This window comes from Cryobacterium sp. TMT1-19 (assembly GCF_004403055.1).
Taxonomy (GTDB): Bacteria; Actinomycetota; Actinomycetes; order Actinomycetales; family Microbacteriaceae; genus Cryobacterium; species Cryobacterium sandaracinum.
The window spans coordinates 49,229-71,092 of the sequence record NZ_SOHB01000034.1 but is presented as its reverse complement, the minus strand read 5'-3'; the positions used below and the strand labels follow the sequence as shown (position 1 = coordinate 71,092).

Annotated in this window: 22 protein-coding genes and 3 pseudogenes; 14 read left to right on the top strand and 11 right to left on the bottom strand. The window is 69.0% G+C overall.

The genetic code is table 11. The features are described 5' to 3' along the window. Positions 1-2: 2 nt before the first annotated feature. Positions 3-1,890, bottom strand: a pseudogene (locus E3T40_RS09565) (BCCT family transporter). Positions 1,891-2,062: 172 nt separating this feature from the next. Then, entirely contained in the window at positions 2,063-2,965 is a 903-nt protein-coding gene (locus tag E3T40_RS09560) for an LLM class flavin-dependent oxidoreductase (RefSeq protein WP_134543243.1), read from the bottom strand. A gap of 253 nt (positions 2,966-3,218) precedes the next feature. Here E3T40_RS09560 and E3T40_RS09555 point away from each other — a divergent pair, with 253 nt between their 5' ends. Both E3T40_RS09555 and E3T40_RS09550 read left to right on the top strand, forming a co-directional pair. After that, entirely contained in the window at positions 3,219-4,400 is a 1,182-nt protein-coding gene (locus E3T40_RS09555) for a M4 family metallopeptidase (RefSeq protein WP_134543241.1), read from the top strand. 10 nt (positions 4,401-4,410) lie between these two features. Then, entirely contained in the window at positions 4,411-4,680 is a 270-nt protein-coding gene (locus tag E3T40_RS09550; protein WP_104169227.1) for a protealysin inhibitor emfourin, read from the top strand. Between the two features lie 293 nt (positions 4,681-4,973). On the opposite strand, the gene E3T40_RS09545 is transcribed toward E3T40_RS09550, so the two are convergent. Beyond that, complete coding sequence (locus E3T40_RS09545) at positions 4,974-5,168, bottom strand: hypothetical protein (RefSeq protein ID WP_134543239.1); 195 nt, start codon at positions 5,166-5,168, stop codon at positions 4,974-4,976. Here E3T40_RS09545 and E3T40_RS09540 point away from each other — a divergent pair. The 5 genes and pseudogenes from E3T40_RS09540 to E3T40_RS17330 form a co-directional block, all read left to right on the top strand. Beyond that, on the top strand, positions 5,155-5,682 hold the full coding sequence (locus E3T40_RS09540) for a hypothetical protein (RefSeq protein ID WP_104195329.1): 528 nt from the start codon (positions 5,155-5,157) through the stop codon (positions 5,680-5,682). The two genes, E3T40_RS09545 and E3T40_RS09540, sit on opposite strands and share 14 nt — an antisense overlap. 112 nt (positions 5,683-5,794) lie before the next feature. Next, on the top strand, positions 5,795-6,220 hold the full coding sequence (locus tag E3T40_RS09535) for a pyridoxamine 5'-phosphate oxidase family protein (RefSeq protein ID WP_134543237.1): 426 nt from the start codon (positions 5,795-5,797) through the stop codon (positions 6,218-6,220). Positions 6,221-6,224: 4 nt separating this feature from the next. After that, on the top strand, positions 6,225-6,392 hold the full coding sequence (locus E3T40_RS17340) for an SDR family NAD(P)-dependent oxidoreductase (protein ID WP_255453816.1): 168 nt from the start codon (positions 6,225-6,227) through the stop codon (positions 6,390-6,392). Further along, positions 6,389-6,523: pseudogene (locus E3T40_RS17605) on the top strand (SDR family NAD(P)-dependent oxidoreductase); the annotation flags it as partial. The gene E3T40_RS17340 and the pseudogene E3T40_RS17605, both read left to right, overlap by 4 nt. Before the next feature lie 125 nt (positions 6,524-6,648). Then, a pseudogene (locus E3T40_RS17330) lies at positions 6,649-6,762 on the top strand (short-chain dehydrogenase); the annotation flags it as partial. A gap of 126 nt (positions 6,763-6,888) precedes the next feature. Here the strand turns inward: E3T40_RS17330 and E3T40_RS17080 are convergent. The 3 genes from E3T40_RS17080 to E3T40_RS09515 all read right to left on the bottom strand — a co-directional run bounded on the left by E3T40_RS17080 (position 6,889) and on the right by E3T40_RS09515 (position 8,838). Further along, complete coding sequence (locus E3T40_RS17080) at positions 6,889-7,812, bottom strand: DUF222 domain-containing protein (protein ID WP_241981729.1); 924 nt, start codon at positions 7,810-7,812, stop codon at positions 6,889-6,891. Next, entirely contained in the window at positions 7,809-8,075 is a 267-nt protein-coding gene (locus E3T40_RS09520; RefSeq protein ID WP_104169223.1) for a hypothetical protein, read from the bottom strand. Before E3T40_RS09520 ends, E3T40_RS17080 begins: the two co-directional genes overlap by 4 nt. Before the next feature lie 343 nt (positions 8,076-8,418). Continuing rightward, positions 8,419-8,838 carry a hypothetical protein gene (locus E3T40_RS09515; protein WP_104101079.1) on the bottom strand — a complete coding sequence of 140 codons (420 nt, stop codon included), beginning with the start codon at positions 8,836-8,838 and terminating at the stop codon, positions 8,419-8,421. A gap of 56 nt (positions 8,839-8,894) precedes the next feature. Here E3T40_RS09515 and E3T40_RS09510 point away from each other — a divergent pair, with 56 nt between their 5' ends. Continuing rightward, on the top strand, positions 8,895-9,203 hold the full coding sequence (locus E3T40_RS09510) for a DUF167 domain-containing protein (RefSeq protein WP_241981728.1): 309 nt from the start codon (positions 8,895-8,897) through the stop codon (positions 9,201-9,203). A 51-nt stretch (positions 9,204-9,254) separates the two neighbouring features. Here the strand turns inward: E3T40_RS09510 and E3T40_RS09505 are convergent, their stop codons facing one another. The 3 genes from E3T40_RS09505 to E3T40_RS09495 form a co-directional block, all read right to left on the bottom strand. Beyond that, entirely contained in the window at positions 9,255-9,626 is a 372-nt protein-coding gene (locus E3T40_RS09505; RefSeq protein ID WP_104101078.1) for an FKBP-type peptidyl-prolyl cis-trans isomerase, read from the bottom strand. Between the two features lie 164 nt (positions 9,627-9,790). Beyond that, positions 9,791-11,020, bottom strand: a complete 1,230-nt coding sequence (locus E3T40_RS09500) for a PrsW family intramembrane metalloprotease (protein ID WP_134543233.1) — start codon at positions 11,018-11,020, stop codon at positions 9,791-9,793. Between the two features lie 22 nt (positions 11,021-11,042). After that, entirely contained in the window at positions 11,043-12,434 is a 1,392-nt protein-coding gene (locus E3T40_RS09495) for an FAD-binding oxidoreductase (RefSeq protein WP_104169948.1), read from the bottom strand. A gap of 135 nt (positions 12,435-12,569) precedes the next feature. Between E3T40_RS09495 and E3T40_RS09490 the strand changes: the two genes are divergently transcribed. From E3T40_RS09490 to E3T40_RS09480, 3 genes are all read left to right on the top strand, one after another. Beyond that, positions 12,570-14,246 carry a DNA-3-methyladenine glycosylase 2 family protein gene (locus tag E3T40_RS09490; protein WP_255453815.1) on the top strand — a complete coding sequence of 559 codons (1,677 nt, stop codon included), beginning with the start codon at positions 12,570-12,572 and terminating at the stop codon, positions 14,244-14,246. Beyond that, positions 14,243-15,118: a fumarylacetoacetate hydrolase family protein gene (locus tag E3T40_RS09485; RefSeq protein WP_233194206.1), complete on the top strand. Its 876-nt coding sequence runs from the start codon at positions 14,243-14,245 to the stop codon at positions 15,116-15,118. Before E3T40_RS09490 ends, E3T40_RS09485 begins: the two co-directional genes overlap by 4 nt. A 119-nt stretch (positions 15,119-15,237) precedes the next feature. Further along, positions 15,238-15,738, top strand: a complete 501-nt coding sequence (locus E3T40_RS09480) for a hypothetical protein (RefSeq protein ID WP_134543231.1) — start codon at positions 15,238-15,240, stop codon at positions 15,736-15,738. 88 nt (positions 15,739-15,826) lie between these two features. On the opposite strand, the gene E3T40_RS09475 is transcribed toward E3T40_RS09480, so the two are convergent. Then, the gene (locus tag E3T40_RS09475) at positions 15,827-16,246 is read right to left on the bottom strand and encodes an alpha/beta fold hydrolase (RefSeq protein ID WP_134543229.1); all 420 of its coding nucleotides are present in this window, start codon (positions 16,244-16,246) and stop codon (positions 15,827-15,829) included. A gap of 299 nt (positions 16,247-16,545) precedes the next feature. Further along, positions 16,546-18,093, bottom strand: a complete 1,548-nt coding sequence (locus E3T40_RS09470; protein WP_104101074.1) for an amino acid permease — start codon at positions 18,091-18,093, stop codon at positions 16,546-16,548. Between the two features lie 220 nt (positions 18,094-18,313). Here E3T40_RS09470 and E3T40_RS09465 point away from each other — a divergent pair, with 220 nt between their 5' ends. From E3T40_RS09465 to E3T40_RS09455, 3 genes are read left to right on the top strand one after another with little or no spacing between them, the layout of a single operon-like run. Next, positions 18,314-19,681: a glutamine synthetase family protein gene (locus tag E3T40_RS09465; protein ID WP_104169989.1), complete on the top strand. Its 1,368-nt coding sequence runs from the start codon at positions 18,314-18,316 to the stop codon at positions 19,679-19,681. Continuing rightward, complete coding sequence (locus tag E3T40_RS09460) at positions 19,668-20,489, top strand: gamma-glutamyl-gamma-aminobutyrate hydrolase family protein (RefSeq protein ID WP_198411973.1); 822 nt, start codon at positions 19,668-19,670, stop codon at positions 20,487-20,489. Before E3T40_RS09465 ends, E3T40_RS09460 begins: the two co-directional genes overlap by 14 nt. Continuing rightward, positions 20,486-21,847 (top strand): aldehyde dehydrogenase, encoded by a 1,362-nt coding sequence (locus tag E3T40_RS09455; protein WP_134543227.1) that lies wholly within the window; start codon positions 20,486-20,488, stop codon positions 21,845-21,847. The genes E3T40_RS09460 and E3T40_RS09455 overlap by 4 nt, the downstream gene beginning before the upstream one ends. The last annotated feature ends 17 nt before the right edge of the window (positions 21,848-21,864 follow it).

Sequence of the window (21,864 nt, the reverse complement as noted above, 5' to 3'; positions counted from 1 at the left end):
GTCTATAGCGCCGTCGGGTCGGTACCGATCGGGTCGGCAGCGGCCGGATCGGCAGCCGCCGGATCGGCCAGCCCGACCGGCGTCGGCTCGGGCCGCTCCGCCTGCGCGGCGTCGTCCGACTCCGCGCGGGCGTGCTCCACCGGATGCTTGCGACGCCAAAGCTTCCACCGGCGCTGCTCTCCCTCGGAGAGGGCGGCGGTGATCCGCTCGTCCATCTGGTCGCCGAAGTGATCGTCGAAGTTCTCTTCCAGGTGGTCGGTGACGTTCTTCTTGATCCGCCGGGACCGCTCTTCCCGGCGCTGGCGGCGTTCGAGGCGCACCAGCACCTGATGCTCCTCCTGGAACGCCTTGTAGGTGGCCACACACATGCCGATCATCACCACGCTGACCGGGATGGCAGTCAGGATGGCTCCGGTCTGCAGGGCCGCGAGCCCACCGGCCAGCAGGAGTGCGATCGCGACGAGTCCGCCGAGACCGGCCCAGAGGATGCGGCTCCACTTGGGCGGGTTGGTGTCGCCGCCGGAGGCGAGCATGTCGATGACGAGCGAACCGGAGTCGGCCGAGGTGATGAAGAAGATGGCCACCACGATCACGGCGATCACCGACAGAATGCCGCCGAACGGCAGGCCGGAGAGGAAGTCGAAGAGCACATTCTCGGGAATGATGCCGACCTCCGGGTCGAACAGTCCGCCACCATCGCCGCCGAAGGCCTGCTTGATGGCACTGCCGCCCATGACCGCGAACCAGGCGAAGGTCACCAGGGTCGGCACCAGCAGCACGCCGGCCACGAACTCACGCACCGTGCGGCCGCGGGAGATCCGGGCGATGAAGACGCCGACGAACGGCGCCCACGAGATCCACCAGCCCCAGTAGAAGACGGTCCACGCACCCTGCCAGTCGAGGCCGGCCTGGCCGGTGAAGGAGCCCGCATCGAACGTGAGCCCGACGACGCCCTGCAGGTAGCCGCCGATCGATTCGACGAAGACGCGCAACAGGTAGAGCGTGGGGCCGAGAAGCAGCACGGCCACGAGCAACAGCCCGGCCATGCCGAGGTTGATATTCGACAGCCACTTGATGCCCTTGCCCACGCCGCTGACGACGGAGGCCGTTGCGATCAGGGTGATCAGGACGATGAGCACCACGAGCAGGGTGTTGTCGACCTCTTTTACGACGCCCAGGTGGCGGAGGCCGGCGGCGATCTGCTTGATGCCCAGCCCGAGGGAGGTGGCGACACCGAAGAGGGTATCGACGATCGCGATCACGTCGATGGCGTCGCCGAGGCGGCCGCGCACCCGGTCGCCCAGGAGCGGTTCCAGGGCCCAGCGGATCGAGACGGGGCGTCCCTTGCGGTGGATGGCGTAGGCCAGCGACAGTCCGACCACGGCATAACGTCTGCGACATGGCCGCCGCGGCCAGGTCCTGGCTGCTGCCCGTGACGCCGGGCTTCGGGCTGGTGAAGTGGGTGAGCGGCTCGGCGGTGCCCCAGAATACGAGACCGATGCCCGTGCCGGCGGCGAAGAGCATCGAGAACCAGGACATCAGCCCGAACTCGGGCACGTCGTCGTCCTGGCCGAGCTTGATGTCACCGAACCGGCTCATGCCCATCCATGTGGCGAAGACCACGAACGCGGCGACGATGATGATGTAATACGGGCCCAGGCCGGCCACGACCCAGCCCTGCAGCAGGGCGAGGGTGTCGCCCGTGCGGGTGGGGAAGACGATGGCGATCACGACGATGGCCAGGATGATGATCAGGGCCGGAAGAAGACCCGCGGTGCCGGAACGATCTTGCCGCCGATGCGGTGGCGGGAATGGTACGGGACTCGAGCGTCGGGGCGGCCCGGTGAGGAGAGTGGTGCGGTCACGTAGTGCTTTCTGAATCGGGAGCATGGACCGCCGCCATCGTGATTCGGCAGGCGCGGAACGGAGATTGTGTCAGCACCTCGTCGACGAGGCCTGAAGCGAGACCGGGACCCGGTTCCAGAATGGAAGGGGGAAGCCCGGTGGAGATCGACCATGATAGCTTTTCTGCGCCGGCTCTGCGGGGTCGGTTCTTCTCAGACTATTTTCCGGCGCGGGCGCGCTGCCGGCTGATCACGGCCGCAGCCCGGTGCAGAACGGCCTCCGTTCCGGCGTAGATGCCGGCCGCTCGCGGCCAGTGGCTGATCACGTCGGTGAAGCCGAGTTCGCCGGCCCGACCTACGGCATCCTCGAACGCTCCGATGCTCTGCAGGGAGTAGCAGCCGCCGCTGTCGAGAGACAGGTAACGGTCGATGGTGGCCGGGTTCCTGCCCGCGACGACTGCCGTGTCCTCCAGCCGGTGCATGAGGCCGGCTACCGCCGCCCACCAGTCCTCGCCCACGACGCCGTCCGCTCCCGTCGTCACCCAGCCGGAACCGAACGTCGTGACGAGGCGCAGCCCTTTGGGCCCGTTCGCGGCGATGACGAACGGAACCCGCGGCTCCTGGGCCGGCACACCGACCATTCGCGCGCCGACCGCCCTCGCCCACTCCCCCTCGAAGCTGATGCCGCCGCTGCCCGGTTCCTCGTGGCGCAGCAGCCGGTCGAGGGCCGTGACGAACGCGGCGAAGCGCTCGGACCGCTGCTTCGGGGTGTACTCGGGCTGCCCGAGCACGGTGGCGTCGAACCCGGTTCCGCCTGAGCCCACCCCGAGCAGGAATCGCCCGCCGGCAATGTCGTCGAGGGTGGCGATCTCCTTGGCGAAGGTCACCGGATGCCGGAAGTTCGGTGATGAGACGAAGGTACCCAGCCGGATCCGCGAGGTGACGACCGCCGCGGCAGTCAGCGTCGGGACGGTCGCATGCCAGGGCTGGTCGGCCAACGACCGCCAGGACAGGTGGTCGTAGGTCCAGGCGTGGTCGAAGCCGAGCTGCTCAGCGCCCTGCCAGCGACGGCGGGCCTCCGGCCACGAATCCTGCGGGAGAATGACGATTCCGAAGCGCATGCTGAGAGTCTACGGAAGGCCTTTCACCGGCACCTTCTCGCCCGGCGCGCACGGTGCTATTAATGGCTCTCGACCGGCGTTCCTTATTTCTCAGGCAGCGGGTCGGCCGCTGATGATACCAGACCCCCGTGGCGGCACCCGGCCCACGTTCCGGATGCCGCCGCGGGCCTTCGCTCGGGTCTCAGGGTCGCGGCACACGGGCCAATCAGGAATTTCTGTGGTGCGCGTCACCGCCGAGTGCCACACTCGACCCATGACAGGCTCATCGCACGGCTTCTCCCGGTGCACTATCGTGCCGCCGTATCTGCTGGTGCGGCTGGCGCGGGTCGACGATCCCCGGCTCGCGGCCGCGGCCGAGGCAGCCAGACGGTCTCTGATGCGGGACGTGCCGATCCGGGAACTGCGCGCGGCGGCGCATCCGACGCCGTCGTCGTCGGTCCACTCCGGTGTGCGCGGCGGAGCGGCCGCTCGGGTGCGCGGGCACGTGGACCGGGCCGTGTCGGATGCCGGCGGCCTGGAACGACTGCCGGGCCGGCTGGTCCGCCGCGAAGGCCAGCCCGCCGGGGCCGATCTCGCGGTCAATGAGGCCTGGGCGGGGCTCGGAGACACGCATTCCCTGTTCTGGAACGTGTTCGAGCGCGACTCGATCGATGACCGCGGTGTGTCGCTGGAGGCGACCGTGCACTACGGCCGCAACTACGACAACGCATTCTGGGACGGCGAGCGCATGGTGTTCGGCGATGGCGACGGCCTGGTCTTCAACCGTTTCACCTCGTCGCTGACGGTGATCGGGCATGAGCTCACGCACGGGGTGACCCAATTCACGGCCAACCTCGCCTACGAGGGTCAATCAGGTGCGATAAACGAGTCCCTGTCGGACGTGTTCGGCTCGCTGGTGGAGCAGCGCTCCCTGGGCCAGTCAGCCGCCGAGGCCGGCTGGCTGATCGGCGAAGGTCTCTTCACCGACCAGGTGCAGGGGGTCGCACTGCGCTCGCTGAAGGCTCCCGGCACCGCCTACAACGACGATGCTCTCGGCAAGGACCCCCAGCCCGCGGACATGACCGGCTACATCGAAACCGAGGACGACAACGGCGGGGTGCACCTGAACTCGGGCATTCCGAACCGGGCGTTCTACCTCGTGGCCACAGCTCTCGGCGGAAACGCCTGGGAGACGGCCGGCCAGATCTGGTTCGACACCCTCACCTCCGGCACGCTGGGCCGCACCGTGGACTTCGCCGGGTTCGCGCGGGCGACCTCGCGGGCAGCGGTCACGCGCCACGGCGCCGGGTCCCGAGAACACGAGGCCGTGATCGCCGGCTGGACCGCCGTCGGCCTCGGCGGCGGGCTCGGCACCGGATCCCGGCCCCGGTCCGGCACTGGGCCAGGAACCGGCGTCGGTCGCGCGCCCGTCGATCCTGCCCCCCGGCCGGAGTAATATCGGGCCCATGAAGGTCGTCGTTTCGCGCAGCGGTGGCTTCGCCGGCATCCGCACCACCTGGGAAGTCCAGGTGGAGGAACAACCCGACCGGTCCGCCTGGGCGGAACTTCTCCGTGGGCTGCCCTGGGACGAGGTGTCCGCGGCGGCTCCGCAGCCGGACCGCTACGTCTACCGCATCCGTTGCGCGCCCCACGAGGTCGTGCTCGGCGAGCAGCAGGTCTCTGGGCCGTGGAAAGATCTTATTGACCGGGTCAGAGGCGTGAACGAAGGGCACTGACCCGGTCCTCGTCGTTGGCACCTGCGAATGCCCTGTTAGGGTGGTCCTAATAAGGGGGCCCCCATCGCAAATCTACTGGCTGTTAAAACTTCACGTTCTTTCCTCAGTGCTTCTGCACTGAACCGTTCGATTGTTCTGGCCCTCGGCCTTTTCCTCGCGGTCTTCGTCCTGACCGCTTCGCCGGCGGTTTCCGCTTCGGCTGCTCCGGTCGACGGCACCGTCGAACAGTGCAACGATGTCGCCGGAGTCGGCGGCGGCACCGGCGCCGTCGAATGCAGCGTCACGGTCGACAATTATCTCAATCTGGCGACCGGCGCGACCAGATCGACCACCAGCACCGTCGTCAGCATCCACGCGGCGAACACCGAGGTGCAGCCCCCCGCAGCGACGGTCGTGAACTCTTCGAAGCTGATCCACACGATCACCCAGTGCAACGGCTCGATCAACGTCGGCGGCGGTAACACCATCTGCACGGTGACCGTGAACAACCACATCACCGGTGCGACCACGGCATCCCCGGCCACGGTCAACCAGTGCGTCGGCTCCGGAGCCAGCACGGAACTCGACTGCGTGCCCCTTGAGAACACCACCGACGCGACCGTCACCCAGTGCAACAACGCCGGGAACGGCGGCGGCGCCGATGTGCTCTGCCGGGTGAATCCCTCGGCGACGGTGACGACCGACGTGCCCATCACTGTCAACCAGTGCAACTACTCCAGCAACGGCGGTGGCTCGACCGTGGAGTGCGCGACCGAGCTCAACACGATCGTGCCTGCAGCCGAGGTCACGCCGACGCAGACACCGACACCGACCGAGACACCGACACCGACCGAAACGGCCCTCCCGGCCGCCGCCGACACGATCACGGCCGCTCCCGAGCTGGCCGCGACCGGCGTCGACTCGGCCCCCCTGCTGATCTCCGCGGCTGCAGGCGCCCTGCTCCTCGGACTCGGCGCGCTCCTCGCGCTTCGACGCACCGTCGTACGCCTCCGTCGGGACTGATCCGACTCGCTGCCAGGCCGAAACGCGCCCACCGCCCCTCGGCGAACGGTGGGCGCGTTTTTCGTTGCCGGCACCGGCTCGCGTCGGGCCGGACCGCGTGGGACTATGAGTCATGGAAACCAACGACCTGTACCCGGTTCAGAACCTCAGCGAGGACGACTGCTGGGATCTCCTGATCTCGTCCAGTTTCGGAAGACTCGCGATGAGCATTTCCGGTGAGCCGGACATCTACCCGGTGAACTTCGTCTCCGCAGACCGGCAGCTCGTTTTCCGCACGGCCGAAGGTACGAAGCTCCTCGAGCTCACGGTGAACAACCGGGTCGCCTTCGAGATCGACGGCATCGGCCGCAGCGAGGCGTGGAGCGTCGTGGTGCGAGGCGAGGCCCGAGTTCTCGACAAGCAGGCCGAGATCGAGGCCGCGGATCAACTGCCGCTGCGCCCGCTCATCCCGACCCTGAAGTACATCTACGTCGAGATAACGCCGACCAGGATCACAGGCCGCCGGTTCCAGCTCAGCCCGGAACCCGACCGGTACTAGAAGCGTGACTCACGCACCGGACTCCAACGTCGTTCTGATCACGGGGACTTCCTCCGGTATCGGATTCCACGCCGCCATCGCCGCGGCTCGCGCCGGCCACACGGTGGTAGCCACCATGCGCAACCTTGAGGGCGCCCGCGCTCTGCGGGACGCGGCCGCCGACGCGGAGTGAGCCTCGACATCCGTCGCCTGGACGTGACTGAACCGCGGGCGGCCACGGATGCCGTGGCCGGGACCATCGACCGGCACGGCCGGCTCGACGCGCTCATCAACAACGCCGGGTCGGGGAGGCTCGGCACCATCGAGAACGAAACGGTCGATGACGTTCGCGCCGTGATGGAGATGAACTTCTTCGGGGTGGTTGACTCACACTGGCCGCGCTCCCCCTTCTCCGGGGCAGCACGGGCCGGCTCATCACCGTCTCGAGCGTGGGTGGAGCCATCGGCCAGCCCTTCAACGAGGCGTATTGTGCGGCGAAGTTCGCGGTGGAGGGATTCATGGAGAGCCTGGCCCCGGTGGCCGCCACGGCCGGTGTGTCGGTGACGGTAGTCGAACCCGGCGCCGTGACATCCTCGTTCGTCGCCAACGTCGGCCGGGACCTCAACCAATCCGGCCTGGCCAACGACCCGTACGCCGCGGCACTGGAGGCGTACCTGGCCCGCGCGGCGTCATCCTTCGGCTCGGCCCAGTCGGCCCGGAGCGCCGGCGAGATCGTCGCCGCCCTGCTCGACGGCGACCGCCCACCGTTTCGGGTGCAGACATCGGAGGCGGCGCGCCAGTTCGTGGCGGCCAAGATCGCCGACCTCGACGGCGGAGTCGTGCAGCGGATGACGGCGACCTGGCTGGCCTGACGTCGGTCCCCGACTGATGAACGTGCGCCCGACCGAGAGCACCACCCCGGTCTCCGGATGGGTCAGGATTCGGATGAAGCCGGGCGCCCCGGCCGCAATCTCGCGTGCGGTATCGGGGTCGATCGGCCCGTACCCCTCGAGGTGGCCGGGTTCCTCGGAGTGGCCGAGGAGCGTCATCACCGGGACGGTGACGTGCACCGAGCCGCGGATGCCCTGGCCGACCCCCGATGCGGTAACCCCGTCGAGGATGAGGTCTTCGAACACGTCCGCCCGCAGCTGGGTCAGCGTGCGGGTCTCGTTCGGGCCCTGCAGGCTCATCCCCATCACGGTGAGGCGGTCGTGCGCGGCCTTCACTTTCTCCGCCGAGTCGTACCAGGACAGGGATGCCATCCCGTCGGCCTCGGGCTCGAAGATCACCGTGCGGTCGGCCAGCGATTTCTGGTGCCGGGCCGTGATCGACTCCGGGTGCAGCCGTTCCCGCATGATCCGGGCCTTGTTCTTCAGGTTGGCCACGGTCAGGTGCGGGGCGGACTGCAGCAGCGTCTGTTCGAACCCGGCTAGCGCCTCGGCCGGCAGCGACCAGGACTGGTTGATCAGTACCTGCGCGTGCCGGTAAGTGATCGACCCGTCCTGCAGGGCCGCCCGGGTCGCGGGCAGTTCGTGCAGGAGGGTCTGGCTCTCGGCGATCAGGGTTTCGGTCGAGCGCACCGGCAGCCGCAGGGTGCAGGCCAGTTCGGTCACGAACTCCCGCTCGGCGACCTGTGCAGCGTCCCACCGGGCGCGGGGTATCCCGGCCGCGACCCCGGCCACTGCCGGGGTCCCTCCCTGGCCTTGTCCTTGGCTGCCTGGGCCGCGTCTCGGGCCAGGGCTTCGGCGAACCGGCGGGCCCGATCGACCTGTTCGGCCAGGCGGGCGTCAACCCGGGCGGCGTCCGCCTGCATCTCCCGGATGGCGTCGAAGTGACGACCCAGGCGTTCTCGCTGCCCACTGTCGGAGGGCTTCATGAGACACACGTTACGGCTGACCACTGACATTCCATGCTCCAGATCGGCACCCGTCAGCGCCCTGTGGATAACCTGATCAAACCCGTATTGTGGAGGAGTAGAAGCAGCCGTCGCAGGGCCCGCAGCGGGCATCCGTCAATGGGCGCGCAGCACACATCCGTGTCACGTAAACTCGGATATTTTCGGGAAACGCCGGTTGTGGTGGCCGGTTGCCCGGCGTGTCGCGAAAATCTCCGAGGTTAGCGACTTCGACCGCAACGGATGCCCCGGGCGAATCTCTGGAGGTCGACGTACCGGGTCTCGACAGGCTCGACCACCGGCGGAGCCGGCGAGAGGGTGGGTGTCAGGCGAGGGAATCGGCGGACAGGCTGATCAGACGCAGGAGCGCGTTGCCGTAGGCATCCGCGGGGTCGGCGGCGTCGAAGAATTCCGGCGCCCCGTTCAGCGCCACCGTCACCCGGTAGCTGTCCTCCCCCTGACGGGTGAGCGAACGGAAGGTGCTCCGCAACAGGTCGCGCAGCTGGTCCTCACGCGGCATCCACAGGGCATCCTCGAGGGCCAGTGAATCGAGGGCCCACTCGGTGGTGCCGTTGAAGCCGAGGATCGTTCCCGTGTCGAACTCGTGCGGCTCGATCGTCATGTCACTGACCGTGAACACGTCGCTTTCGAAGCCGGAGCGCTCGATGCGGAAGGCGTCACCGGAGACGGGACGCCACTGCAGACCGGCTTCGGCCAGTGCCCGCGCACTATCGATTGAGATCATGAAGACGACTCCGCCCACTAGCGTTGTGAAGAGAACTATATTCCCGGAGGTCCGACGTGACGCGAACGGTGAACCTGACGGTGCATGTGAAGCCCGGTAGTCGGAAGGGACCGCTGGTCTCCGGGGGAGAGCCGGGCCGGGAGCCGGGCCGAGAGCCGGGCCGAGAGCCGGGCGACGACGCGCCCCATGCTCCGACGGATGCTGCGCTCACCGTATTCTTGCAGCAGCGGGCCGTTGAGGGGGCCGCCAACGATGCGCTGGTGAAGCTGCTGGCCAAGCACTTCGGCGTGTCCAAGAGCGCGGTGACCATCGTGCGCGGCCACGCCTCCCGGATCAAGCACGTGCGAATCGAACACGACTCGTAGCAATGCGCGACTCGCGTGGCGACTCGCACGTGCTTCCGGCACTGCGGGTTTCTAGCGGGTTCCGAGCAGGTCGATCACGAAGATCAGGGTCTGGCCGGAGAGCTGGTGTCCTCCGCCGGCCGGTCCGTAGGCCAGGTGCGGAGGGACGACCAGCTTGCGGCGTCCGCCGACCTTCATGCCGGGGATGCCCTGCTGCCAGCCCGCGATGAGCTGAGCAAGCGGGAAGTTGATCGACTGCCCGCGGCTCCAGGAGGAGTCGAATTCATCTCCGGTGTCATAGGCGACGCCGAGGTAGTGCACGTTGACGGTGGCGCCGGGGGTTGCTTCGGCTCCCTCGCCGACCACGATGTCGGTGATGGTCAGTTCGGTAGGCGCGGGGCCCTCCGGAGCGTCGAGTTCGGGCTTGGTGTTTTGATCAGTCATTCCTCTATCCAATCGGATTGCGCGCTCGCCCGCACACCAAAAATTCCCCCTTGCGCGAACGTGGCCGTCGGGCGCACCATGGAACAGAACTCGCCGCTCCGGGAAAGTTGTCGGCACTGCCACACCACCGGGGCGGCGAGTCCTTGTTCGTCAGGGCACCAGAGTCAGTTGATCACGCCGGCACGGTCGCGCTGGATCAGCCCCAGCAGCTCCGATTCGTCGGCCCGGTCGACGTTCGCAGCCGTACCGTTCACCATGCGCTGTCGGGCGAAAGCCAGGCGGGTGGAGTTGTGGATGAAATGGTGCATGGCCCGCTTCCGGGTTTGGGGCTGCCGCGCGGCCCAGGATCGAGCCTGCCGACGGCCATCGCGGGTGGCGAGCATACCCACCTCGGCCGGACTGAACCAGCCGGCCGCGGCATACTCGCTCAGCCGGAGCACGGTGACGCGTTCTTCCTGGCGCCGCAGCAGCACGACAACCATGATCGCGCCGAGGAACAGAGGCACCTGCACGGCGAGGTAGTACGCCACCAGCGAGCCACTCTCGACCAGGTAGAACGCCCCGTTCCAGACGAAGTGCAGGAAGATCGCCGAGACGAATCCGAGCAGAATCGTGGCGAAGGCCGGGAACGGCCGGAACCGGACCGCCAGCCCGCACGCAATGCCGATGCAGGCAGTGAACATGACATGGGCGAAGGGCGACAACACCCCCCGCACCAGGAACGTGAAGCCCAGGTTCTCGGAGCCACCCTCCATCATCGCCACACCGAAGTATTGGATGTTCTCGGTGAAGGCGAATCCGGCGGCGATCGTCGCGGCATAGACCACGCCATCGACCGGGCCGTCGAATCTCCGACGCAGCACCCAGAAGAGCAGCAGCACCCCGGCGCCCTTGGCGGCCTCCTCGACGAGGGGCGCCTGGAAGACGGCGGCGGCGAAACCGTCATCCGTTTCGATGGCTCCGGCGCCGGCCCGGGCCAGCTGCACGCCCAGGTCGAAGAGCAGCGCGGTCACGATGGAGACGCCGGCGCCCCAGAGGAACGCGAACCAGAGGGCCGGGCGGGGTTCGGGCTCCCACCGATCGATCCAGCCCACGGCGAGCGAAATCCCGATCAGCGGGATGAGTGCCAGGATGAGGCCGACCAGCAGCGTGCCGGCATCGAGGAAGGTGGCCAGGTAGACGAACACCAGCAGCAGCGCGGCGCCGCCGATGACGAGGCCGGCGACCGTGAGCGTGACGATGCCCGCCCGGGTGCGACGAACGGGGGCGGTCCAGACGGGCTGCACCGGCTGGGCCGCGGGCTGCACCGGGGCAGGCTGGGCCGCGGTCTGGGTTCCGGCCGGATGAGAGTGTGGGGCGGCGGCGGAGTGCTCCGGGGTCGGCTCGTGGGTCATGCCCAACAGACTAGCGGCGCGCTCACGCCTCGAACATGGTGCCCGGGTTGAGGATGCCCAACGGGTCGAACGCCGCCTTGATCCGGCGCTGCAGGGCGAAGCCCGTGTCGCCGAGCTCCTCGGCCAGCCAGCGCCGCTTGAGCACGCCGACCCCGTGCTCGCCGGTGAGCGTGCCGCCGAGTTCGAGCGCGGCACGGAAGAGCTCGTCGGCCGCCAGCCAGACCGCCTCCGGCACGACCGGCTCCGCGCCGCCCCGGGCCGGATCGAACGGGATCAGGAAATTGGGGTGCAGATTGCCGTCTCCGGCGTGGGCCACCGTGGGGATGGGCAGGCCCGTGCGGGCGCTGATCTCAGCGATCCGCGCGAACATCTCGGCCAGCCGGGAGCGGGGCACGCAGACATCCTCGATCAGGACCTCGCCGTGAGCGGCCAGCGCCGGATGCGCGGCCCGCCGCACGGCCAGCAGTCGATCGGCGGATTCGGCGTCGGTGGAGACGCGCACCTCCCCGCCCGCGGCCCGCAGCACGGCCACCGCCTGGTCCGCCTCCGCCTGGCTCGCCGGCCCATCCGTCTGCACCAGCAGGAACGCTCCCCTAGCCGGAACTCCCTCGAACAGGTTCGGCCCGAGGTACGCCGCGATCAGGGCCAGGGCCACCGGGTCGATGAGTTCCATCACGGCCGGGCGCAGCCGGGCCGCCGTGACGAGACCGGATGCCGCGGCCGCCTGGGCCACGTCGGGGAACGTCGCGCCGATCGTGACGGTCTCGCCCAGGGTGATGGCGCGCGCCCGCACGGTGGCCTCGACGATCACGCCGAGGGTGCCCTCCGAGCCGGTGAGCAGGGCGGTCAAATCGTAGCCGGTGACGCCCTTGACTGTGCGGTGCCCGGTCTCCAGCAGGCTCCCGTCGGCGAGCACCACCGTCAACGCCAGCACCGCCTCCCGGGTGACGCCGTACTTCGCGCAGAGCAGCCCGCCCGCGTTGGTGGCGATGTTGCCGCCGACCGAGGAGATCGCCCGGCTTGCCGGGTCCGGCGCGAACCACAGCCCGTGCGCGGAGAGGGCCGTGTTGAGGTCGCCGTTGAGCACGCCCGGCTCGACCACGGCCAGTTCATCCTCCGGGCGGATCTCGAGGATACGGTTCATCCGCTCGACGCTCAGCACGATGGCGCCGCCCGTGCCGCACGCTCCCCCGGCCAGGCCCGTTCCGGCTCCGCGGGTGATCACCGGCACGCGAAACTCGGTCGCGATGCGCAGAGTCGCCTGCACCTGGTCGACGGATGCGGCGTAGACGACCGCCAGCGGCATCCCCGGGGCAACCCAGCCCGATTTGTCGGCCCGAACGGGCGCGAGCCGGCGCGGATCGACGCTGACGTGGGTGCCGAGTTCGGCCTGCAGACGCTCCAGTGCGGTCATGCGCCCAGAGTACCGGGCCGGGTGCCGGAGGGCAGGCCCGGACGCAGGCCGGCATGGCCCGCGGCCGCTGCGGCCGGCACCGGCGATGGCCGATTCCCGCTGGTGCGCCCGGGCTCGCGGTGGCAGGCTGGCCGGGTGACCATCCCTCCTGCCGGGCTCGATCCGGTCTTCTTCGAGCGCTACCGGGCCATGTCCTCCCGAGACTCACGCTTCGACGGTCAGTTCATCACGGGCGTGCACTCCACCGGAATCTACTGCCGCCCCAGCTGCCCGGCGGCCACACCGAAGCCGGCCAATGTGTCGTTCTATCTCACCAGCGCGGCCGCGCACGAGGCCGGCCTGCGGGCGTGCAAACGCTGCCTTCCTGATGCCGTCCCCGGGTCGCCGGACTGGGACATCCGTGACGACCTCGCCGCCCGCGCCATGCGCCTGATCAGCGACGGCACGGTTGAGCGGGAGGGCGTGCCCGGCCTCGCCCGCCGCCTCGGCTACAGCGAACGGCACCTGACCCGCGTGCTCGTGAACGAGCTGGGCGCCGGCCCGCTCGCGCTCGCCCGGGCGCACCGCGCACAGACCGCCCGCGTGCTGCTGGCGAGCACGGATGTCCCGATCACCGAGGTCGCATTCGCCGCCGGTTTCGGCAGCGTGCGCCAGTTCAACGACACCATCGCCGTCGTCTACGAGCGCACCCCCACCGAGCTGCGCCGCGCCCGTCCCGCCCGCGCCCAGCCCCGCGCCCAGCCCCTCGGCGTCGGCGGGGTCGGTGAGGCCGGCTTCGGGGTCGGTGACGGGACGGGCCTCGACCTGCTGCTGCCGGCGCGCGCGCCGTTCGACGGGGTGGGGGTGCTGCGGTTCCTCGCCGCGCGAGGCCTCGCGGGGTTGGAACAGGCGACGGATGCCCGTTACGCGCGCACGCTGCGCCTGCCACACGGACCCGCGACGATGGAACTGACCCTGTCGGGAACGGCGGCCGCACCAGCCGTCGCCTGCCGCGCCCGACTGGCCAGCCTCGCCGACCTCGCGCCGCTCGTCAGCCGGGTGCGGCGCCTGCTCGACCTGGACGCGGACTCCCGGGCGATCGACCTGGCGCTCGGGCGGGACCCGCAACTCGTGGCCGGAATCGCGGCCACCCCTGGCATGCGCGTGCCGGGCAGCGTGGACCCCGAGGAGACCCTGTTCCGCGCGCTCATCGGCCAGCAGGTCTCGGTGGCCTCCGCCCGAACGGCACTCACCCGGCTGGCCGCTGCGCTCGGCGACGACGTGTACCCGGGTGCAGGGGACAGCGGCAGCGACACCACCACCGGCACCAGCGCCACCAGCGCCACCACCGGCACCAGCCAAAGCCCCTTCATCCACGACCCCACCGCCGCTCCCCTGACCCGGCTGTTTCCCACCGCCCAGCGGATCGTGACCGAGGGCCGCGGCGTGCTGCGCGGCCCGGCCGCGCGCATCGACGCGATCATCGGCGTGGCGGAGGCGCTCTGCTCCGGCGATCTGGTGCTCTCCTACGGGCAGACCCGGGAGGATCTTGAGTCCCGTCTGACCGCCCTGGCCGGGATCGGACCGTGGACGGCCGGATACGTGGCCCTGCGCGTGCTGGGCAGCCCGGACATCCTGCTGACCAGCGACCTGGCCCTGTTGCAGGGCGCCGAGCGGCTCGGCCTGCCCGCGGAGGCCCGGCAACTCGCCCGCCACGGCGCCGCCTGGGCGCCGTGGCGCAGCTACGCCGGCATGCACCTGTGGCGCGCGGCAGGCGCCGCGGCTACCCCGCGCACCGCGACCCCTCCCGGGCCAGATAGCCTGAACAGGTGAAATTCGCCCACCTGAGAGTTGAAGGTCAATCCACTCCGCGGCTCGCCGCCGTCTTCGACGACGCAGCGTTGTTCCTCGACGAGATCATGGACGACGCCCCCCGCGATCTGCAGGACCTGATCGAGAAGGACTCTGACGAGTACGACCGGGTGCGCGCCCTGAGCCAGAACGCCGCCGCGCAGGGAGCAACGCTCACCCCGCTGGGCGAGCTGCGCTACTCGTCGGCCGTGCTGCGTCCGCCTCAGATCATCGCGATCGGCGCCAACTACGCCGCCCACTCCTCCGAGCTCGAACTGCGCGTCGAAACGGCCGCGACCGTGTTCTCGCTCTGGCCCAACTCGCTCACCGGGCACGAGTCCACGATCACCTGGCCGACCGATCTGACCAGCCAGGTCGACTACGAGGCCGAGCTCGGCGTGATCATCGGCACGGCCGCACACCACGTGTCGGTGGCGGACGCTCTCGACCATGTCTTCGGCTACACGGTCGTCAACGACATCACGGCGCGCGACCTGCAATTCTCCGAGGCGCAGTGGTCGCGCTGCAAGTCCTTCGACGGTTTCACGCCCACCGGGCCGGTCGTCATCACGGCAGACCAGATCGCCGACCCGCAGGACCTGTGGCTGACCACCCACGTCGACGGCCGCATCCTGCAGGATGCCTCGAGCGGCGACATGGTGCGCTCGGTCGCCGAGATCATCTCCTACCTCTCCAAAACCTCGACCCTGCTGCCGGGCACGCTCATCTCCACCGGCAGCCCGGGCGGCGCCGGCTACAGCCGCAAACCTCCGGTGTTCCTGCGCGACGGCTCGACGGTCACGATCACCATCGACAAGATCGGGTTCCTCACCACGCATTGCCGCGCGATCTGACCGTGACCGCCAGATGGCGGATCAACGCGACAGCTCGCTGCGGGCGGGAAAGGAGGCAGCGATGATGACGATCTCGGTCGTGATCCCCTGCTACAACGACGCCGCCCTTCTCCGACTCCGTGCCGCCGGCCGACTGGCTGGCGCGGATCGAGTCCGCGCTGGCGGAGTCCCCCGGGAGCGACATGGTCACCGGCCCCGGCGATTTCTACGGCTGCAACACCCTCGTGGCCTGGTTGGGCGGGACCTTCTACATCGGCGGATATTTCTTCTGGATGCCGTTCTGGCTGGGGCACCGCCCGGTCTTCGGCTCGAATTTCGCCATGCGCCGGGCGGTCTGGCTGGAGGCCCGCCTCCGGGTGCACCGCGACCGCGACGACATCCACGACGACCTCGACCTCAGTATGAACCTGAGCCCCGCGGTGCGCGTGCGCTACGACCCGACCCTGCGGGTAGCCATCTCCGGCCGGCCCTTCGATTCCTGGAGCGCCATCGCCCGCCGGGCGCGGTGGGGCGGGCGCACCCTGCTGCAGGGCTGGCCGGAGAATAACCCGTGGCACCGGCATGCCGCCCGGTACGCGGTGCGGTGCCACCGGGCCGGGCGTCCCACGATCGGGCACTGACCTGTTTCGCGGGGGCATCGGATCAGCCCGCCGGCCTCCGGTTCAGCCTGCTACCAGCCGGATCAGCCTGCCGATTCGGCCCGCCTCATCAGCCAGCCGCCCGGTAAAGCGCGGCGAGGGCCAGCTCGGCGACGATCCCGGCGATCGAGTAGCCGAGCACGTGCACCGGGGTGGACCCTGCGTCGGGGAACGCGATCAGGTCGGCCACGAACAGGGCGTAGTCCCAGGGCTCGGTGCCGCCGGGCCCGGCCGCGCACGCCTGGTAGTGCCCGGCCAGGTCGTGGCTCTGCACGAAGTAGCCGGCGTCGGCCAGCAGCGGGGCCAACAGCACGAAGTCTTCCCTGGAGCCGGTCGCGCCGGGCAGCAGCACGATTCTCGGAGCGGCCGGGTCGCCCAGCTCGAAGGCGGTGAGGTTCCCGCTCGGCGCCGGGAACCAGAAGGCGCGGCTGCCTGCGGGCAGCACCGTCCAGTCCCGGTCGGGGAGGGTGTGGTCGCGCGGCACCATCACATCGGCCGGGTTCCCTGCCGGCCGAGCGGCCGGCGCGGAACCCGGTCGGCCGCGGGAACGCCGCTCCCAGACGCACATGGCGTCACAGTAGCGCTCCCGCCCCGCAGCCCGAACGAATTCGACGGAGATTTTGCCGAAAACGGACCTCACCACGTCGAAATGGCCGTTTTCCTCGAGAATCTCCGTCGAATTGGTTCAACACCGGCAGGTCGCTCCGCCTGTGCTGAACAGCGTCCACGCGGGTGCGTCAGCTCTGACCCGCGGAGGGCGACCCAACCAATCGATCGAAACTCGTTCGGCTACGGCGCGCGCTGGTCGTCCCGGCCATCGAGAGCGAGCAGTTGCTCCTCCACGGCGCCGCCGTAGCCTTCCTTCTGCGGGTCGCCGTGCAGGCCGCCGGACACCGCGTATTCTTCCTCCGGGGAGAGCACGAGGCGCTTGCGCCCGTAGAGCGCGAAGATCAGCAGCATGACCACGTAGACCACGGCGATGGCCGCGATGGCCGGGCGGGCCGGCTCGTTGATGAAGAACCCGAAGAAGATCGCCAGCGAGAGGATGCCCGCGATCACCGCCCCGGGTACGCCCCACGGGCTGCGGTAGGGCCGGTTCGCATTCGGGTACTTTCGACGCAACACGACGAACGAGATCATCTGCAGGATGTAGGCGATCACGGCTCCCCAAACGGCGATGTTGAGCACGATCGCCCCGGCCACGCCGCCGGCGCCGCCGAGCGAGTCGACGAGGATCAGGGCCACGAAGCCGATCAGGGCCCCCACGAGCAGCGCCACCGCCGGAGTCTGGCGGCGGCCGGTCAGGGAGAGGAATTTCGGGTAATAGCCAGCCCGCGACAGGGAGTACATGTTGCGCCCGTACGCGAACATGATGCCCTGCAGGGAGGCCAGCAGTCCGACCAGGGCGAACAGGGCCAGCACAGCGGCCGCCTCGTCGCCGACCATCGCCCGAAAACCGTCGAGCAGTGGCTCCCCGGCGGTGGCGATGTTCGAGGCCCCGACTATCCCGGTGTTGAGCACCAGCACCAGGAGCCCGGTCACGATCAGGGTCGTGCGGGCGATCAGACCGGCTCGCGGGATGTCCCGCACCGGGTCGTGGGATTCCTCCGCAGCCAGCGGCAGCTCCTCAATTCCGAGGAAGAACCACATGGCGTAGGGCAGGGCGAACAGGATCGGCACCACGCCGAAGGGCAGGAACTCGGACTGGCCGGCCTCCGGGGCGATATCGAAGAGGTTGTCCACACTGAAGAGCCCGGAGAAGGCCGCCATTGCCGAGAACACCAGCAGGATGCCGATGGAGATGATCGAGACCACGATCGCGAATTTGAACGAGATCGCGGCGCCAGCCGAGTTCAGGCCGATGAATACGGCGTAGAGGATGGCCCACCACGCCCAGGCGGGCAGTGAGACTCCGAGCAGCTCACTCGTGATGCCGTCGGCGTAGGACGCCGAGAAGTACACGATCACCGCGGTGGTCGCGACATACTCGATGGTCTCGGCCAGGCCGGTGACGAAACCGCCCCAGGGCCCGAGCGCCGCCCGGGCGAAGGAATAGGCGCCGCCCGTGTGCGGCATGGCCGACGCCATCTCCCCGATCGCGAAGATCATGCCGTAGTACATGACGATCAAGAGGGCGAAGGCGATCAGCATTCCGCCGAATCCGGCGAAATCGATGCCGAAGTTCCAGCCCGAGAAATCGCCGGAGATGACCGCGGCGACGGCGAGTCCCCACAGCCCCCAGATCCCGGCGCTGCGGCGGAGCTTGCGTTTCTCGAAGTACCCTGCCTCTGCCGTCGTGTAGGTCACGCCCGAGACGTTCAAGGTGTCTTTGGACATCCTGGATTCCTTTGCGCTCTGGTTGCGCACCTCAGCGATCGAGCGGCAACTCCGGGAGTTTACGTTGGCATGACTATAGGGCTCCAATGGTGGCTTGTACATACCTTTAGGTGCCCGATTCCTGAGTCGAGCGGAACAAAAATTGGCCGTTACGCCGCGCTCGATCTGTGGTCTAATGGTCGAATGTTCACCCTTTGACCGGCTCGATGAGGAGAAGTTGATGACACCCCGCTCCGGAAATCTCTCGCTTGAAGACCTCACCTCCCTGGTTCGCGGCGGCGACATCGACACGGTCGTCGTCGCATTCACCGATATGCAGGGGCGGCTGGTGGGCAAGCGGGTTTCCGCGCGGCTCTTCCTGGAAGACGTGGCCGGCCACGGCGCGGAGTGCTGCAACTATCTGCTGGCCGTCGACGTGGAGATGAACACGGTGGACGGCTATGAGATGTCGAGCTGGCGACGCGGCTACGGCGACATGGCCATGATCCCCGACCTCGCCACGCTGCGACGCGCGCCCTGGCTGCCCGGTGCCGCCCTCGTCACCGCGGACCTGCGGTGGCTCGACAAGTCACCCGTCGTGGCGTCGCCCCGCCAGATCCTGAAAACCCAGCTGGCCCGGCTGGCCGACCGCGGGCTGGTGCCCTATGTCGGCACCGAGCTGGAGTTCATCGTCTTCGACGACGGCTACCGGGAGGCGTGGAAGAAGGGCTACCGCGACCTGACCCCCGCCAGCGATTACAACATCGACTATGCGTTGCTCGCATCCACCCGGATGGAACCGTTACTGCGGGACATCCGTAACGCCATGGACGGCGCCGGCATGTACTGCGAGGGCGTCAAGGGCGAGTGCAACCTGGGCCAGCAGGAGATCGCGTTCCGCTACACCGACGCCCTGGCCACCTGCGACAACCACTCCATCTACAAGAACGGCGCCAAGGAGATCGCGGATGCCCACGGCAAGAGCCTGACCTTCATGGCCAAGTTCAACGAGCGGGAGGGCAACAGCTGCCACATCCACATCAGCCTGCGCGGCACCGACGGATCCGCGGTCTTCGCCGACAAGGATGCCGATCACGGCATGTCGACGCTGTTCCGTCACTTCCTCGCCGGCCAGCTCGCGGTGATGCGCGAGCTGACCCTGTTCTCGGCGCCGAACATCAACTCCTACAAGCGCTATGTCAGCGGCAGCTTCGCGCCGACAGCGATCGCGTGGGGGCTCGATAACCGCACGTGCGCCCTGCGCGTGGTGGGGGCCGGCCACGGCCTGCGGGTGGAGAACCGAGTGCCCGGCGGCGACGTGAACCAGTACCTGGCCGTGGCCGCGCTGATCGCGGCCGGCCTCTACGGCATCGAGAACGAACTCGAACTGGACGATGTCTTCGTCGGCAACGCCTACGAGAGCGTCGCCGAGCGGGTGCCGGCCTCGCTGCGGGAGGCCACCGCGCTGTTCGCGACATCCACGGTCGCCCGGGAGGCGTTCGGCGACGAGGTCGTCGATCACTACCTCAACAACGCGCGGATCGAGCTGGAAGCCTATGACGCGGCGGTGACCGACTGGGAGCGGGTGCGCGGCTTTGAGCGCCTCTGACCCCGGCACCTCGCCGCGCCCCGGAGCCGACCCGCGCCCCGTGATCGGCCTGACCACCTATCTCGAGCAGTCCCAGACCGGTGTCTGGGACGTGCCGGCCGCCTTCCTGCCCCAGGCCTATTTCGACTCGGTCATCCGCGCGGGCGGCATCGCCGTGCTGCTGCCGCCGCAGCCCGTGGACGCGGCCATTGCCGACCGGGTGCTCGACGGCCTCGACGGCCTGGTCATCACCGGCGGCAAGGACGTCGATCCGGCGCGTTACGGTCAGGCCGCCCACACGAAAACCGACGAGCCGCGGCGGGACCGTGACGCCTGGGAGCATGAGCTGATCCACCGGGCCATCGACCGGGAGCTGCCGCTGCTCGGCATCTGCCGCGGCGCCCAGATGCTCAACATCGCACAGGGCGGCACCCTGCACCAGCACCTGCCCGACGTCGTGGGCCACGGCGGCTACCAGGCCGGCGGTGGCGTCTTCAACATCGTGGACGTGCACGTGGAACCCGAGTCGCGGCTGCACGGGCTGCTCGACGCCCTGGACGTGCCGCTTCCCGTTCCCGTCTACCACCACCAGTCCATCGACCGGATCGGCGCCGGCCTCACCGTGTCCGCACGCACTCACGACGGGGTCGTGCAGGCCGTGGAACTCACCGACGTCCCGTTCGGGCTGGCCGTGCAGTGGCATCCGGAACAGCACGACGACCTACGCCTCTTCGCGGGCCTCGTCGACGCGGCCGCCCGCTACCGGGCGACCCATGAGCACGAGCACGAGCACGAGCACGACCACGACCAGGAAAGGGACACCCTGTGAGCAGCTACACCGTGATCAACCCGGCCGACGAGACCACAGTATCCGTAATCGAACACCTCGACACGGATGCGACCGATGAGGCCGTCTCCCGGGCGGTGGCCGCGCAGCGGCTCTGGTCCCGGGTGGCGCCGGCCGACAAGGCTGCCGTTCTGCGCCGCTTCGCTGAGGCCGTGGACGGGGACCGGGAGAACCTGGCCCGCATCGAGATGGCCAACTCGGGGCATCCGATCATGCAGGCGCGCTGGGAGGCCGGCCATGTGCGCGACGTGCTGACCTACTACTCGGCCGCCCCCGAGCGACTCTTCGGGCGGCAGATCCCGGTGTCCGGCGGTCTCGACGTGACCTTCCAGGAACCGCTGGGTGTGGTCGGCATCATCACCCCGTGGAACTTCCCGATGACGATCGCGGCCTGGGGTTTCGCTCCCGCCCTCGCGGCTGGCAACGCGGTGTTGTTGAAGCCGGCGGAGTGGACGCCGCTCTCCAGCATCCATCTGGGCGTACTCGCCCGGGAGGCCGGCCTGCCCGAGGGGCTGTTCCAGGTGCTGCCGGGCCGCGGATCGGTGGTCGGTGAACGGTTCGTGACGCACCCCCAAGTGCGGAAGGTCGTCTTCACCGGGTCGACGGATGTCGGCAAGCGGATCATGGCCGGCTGCGCCGCCCAGGTCAAACGGGTCACCCTGGAACTCGGCGGCAAGAGCGCCAACATCGTGTTCGCCGACTCCAACCTGGAGAAGGCCGCCGCCACCGCACCCTCCGGGGTGTTCGAGAACGCCGGCCAGGACTGCTGCGCCCGCAGCCGCATCCTGGTGGAGCGGAGCGTCTACGACCGGTTTCTCGAGCTGCTCGAGCCGGCCGTCGCCGGTGTGCGGGTGGGTGATCCCGCCGACGAGAGCACCGAGATGGGCCCGCTCGTCTCGGCCGCGCACCACGCCGCGGTCTCGGCCTATGTGCCGGAGGGCTCCCCCGTGGCCTTCCGGGGCAGCGCCCCGACCGGACCGGGTTTCTGGTTCCCGCCGACCGTGCTCACCCCGGACTCCCGCACGGACCGTTGCGTCACCGACGAGATCTTCGGACCCGTCGTCACCGTGCTGCCGTTCGACGGTGAGGACGACGCCGTGAACCTCGCCAATGACACCGACTACGGCCTCTCCGGATCGATCTGGACCCGCGACGTGGGCCGGGCGATCCGAGTGGCGCGGGCCGTGGAATCCGGCAATCTGTCTGTCAACTCGCACTCCTCCGTGCGCTACTCGACTCCGTTCGGCGGCTTCAAGCAGTCGGGCCTCGGCCGGGAACTGGGCCCGGACGCCCCGTTGTCGTTCACCGAGACCAAGAACGTCTTCATCGCCGTCGACTAGACGCCACACCCCCAGAC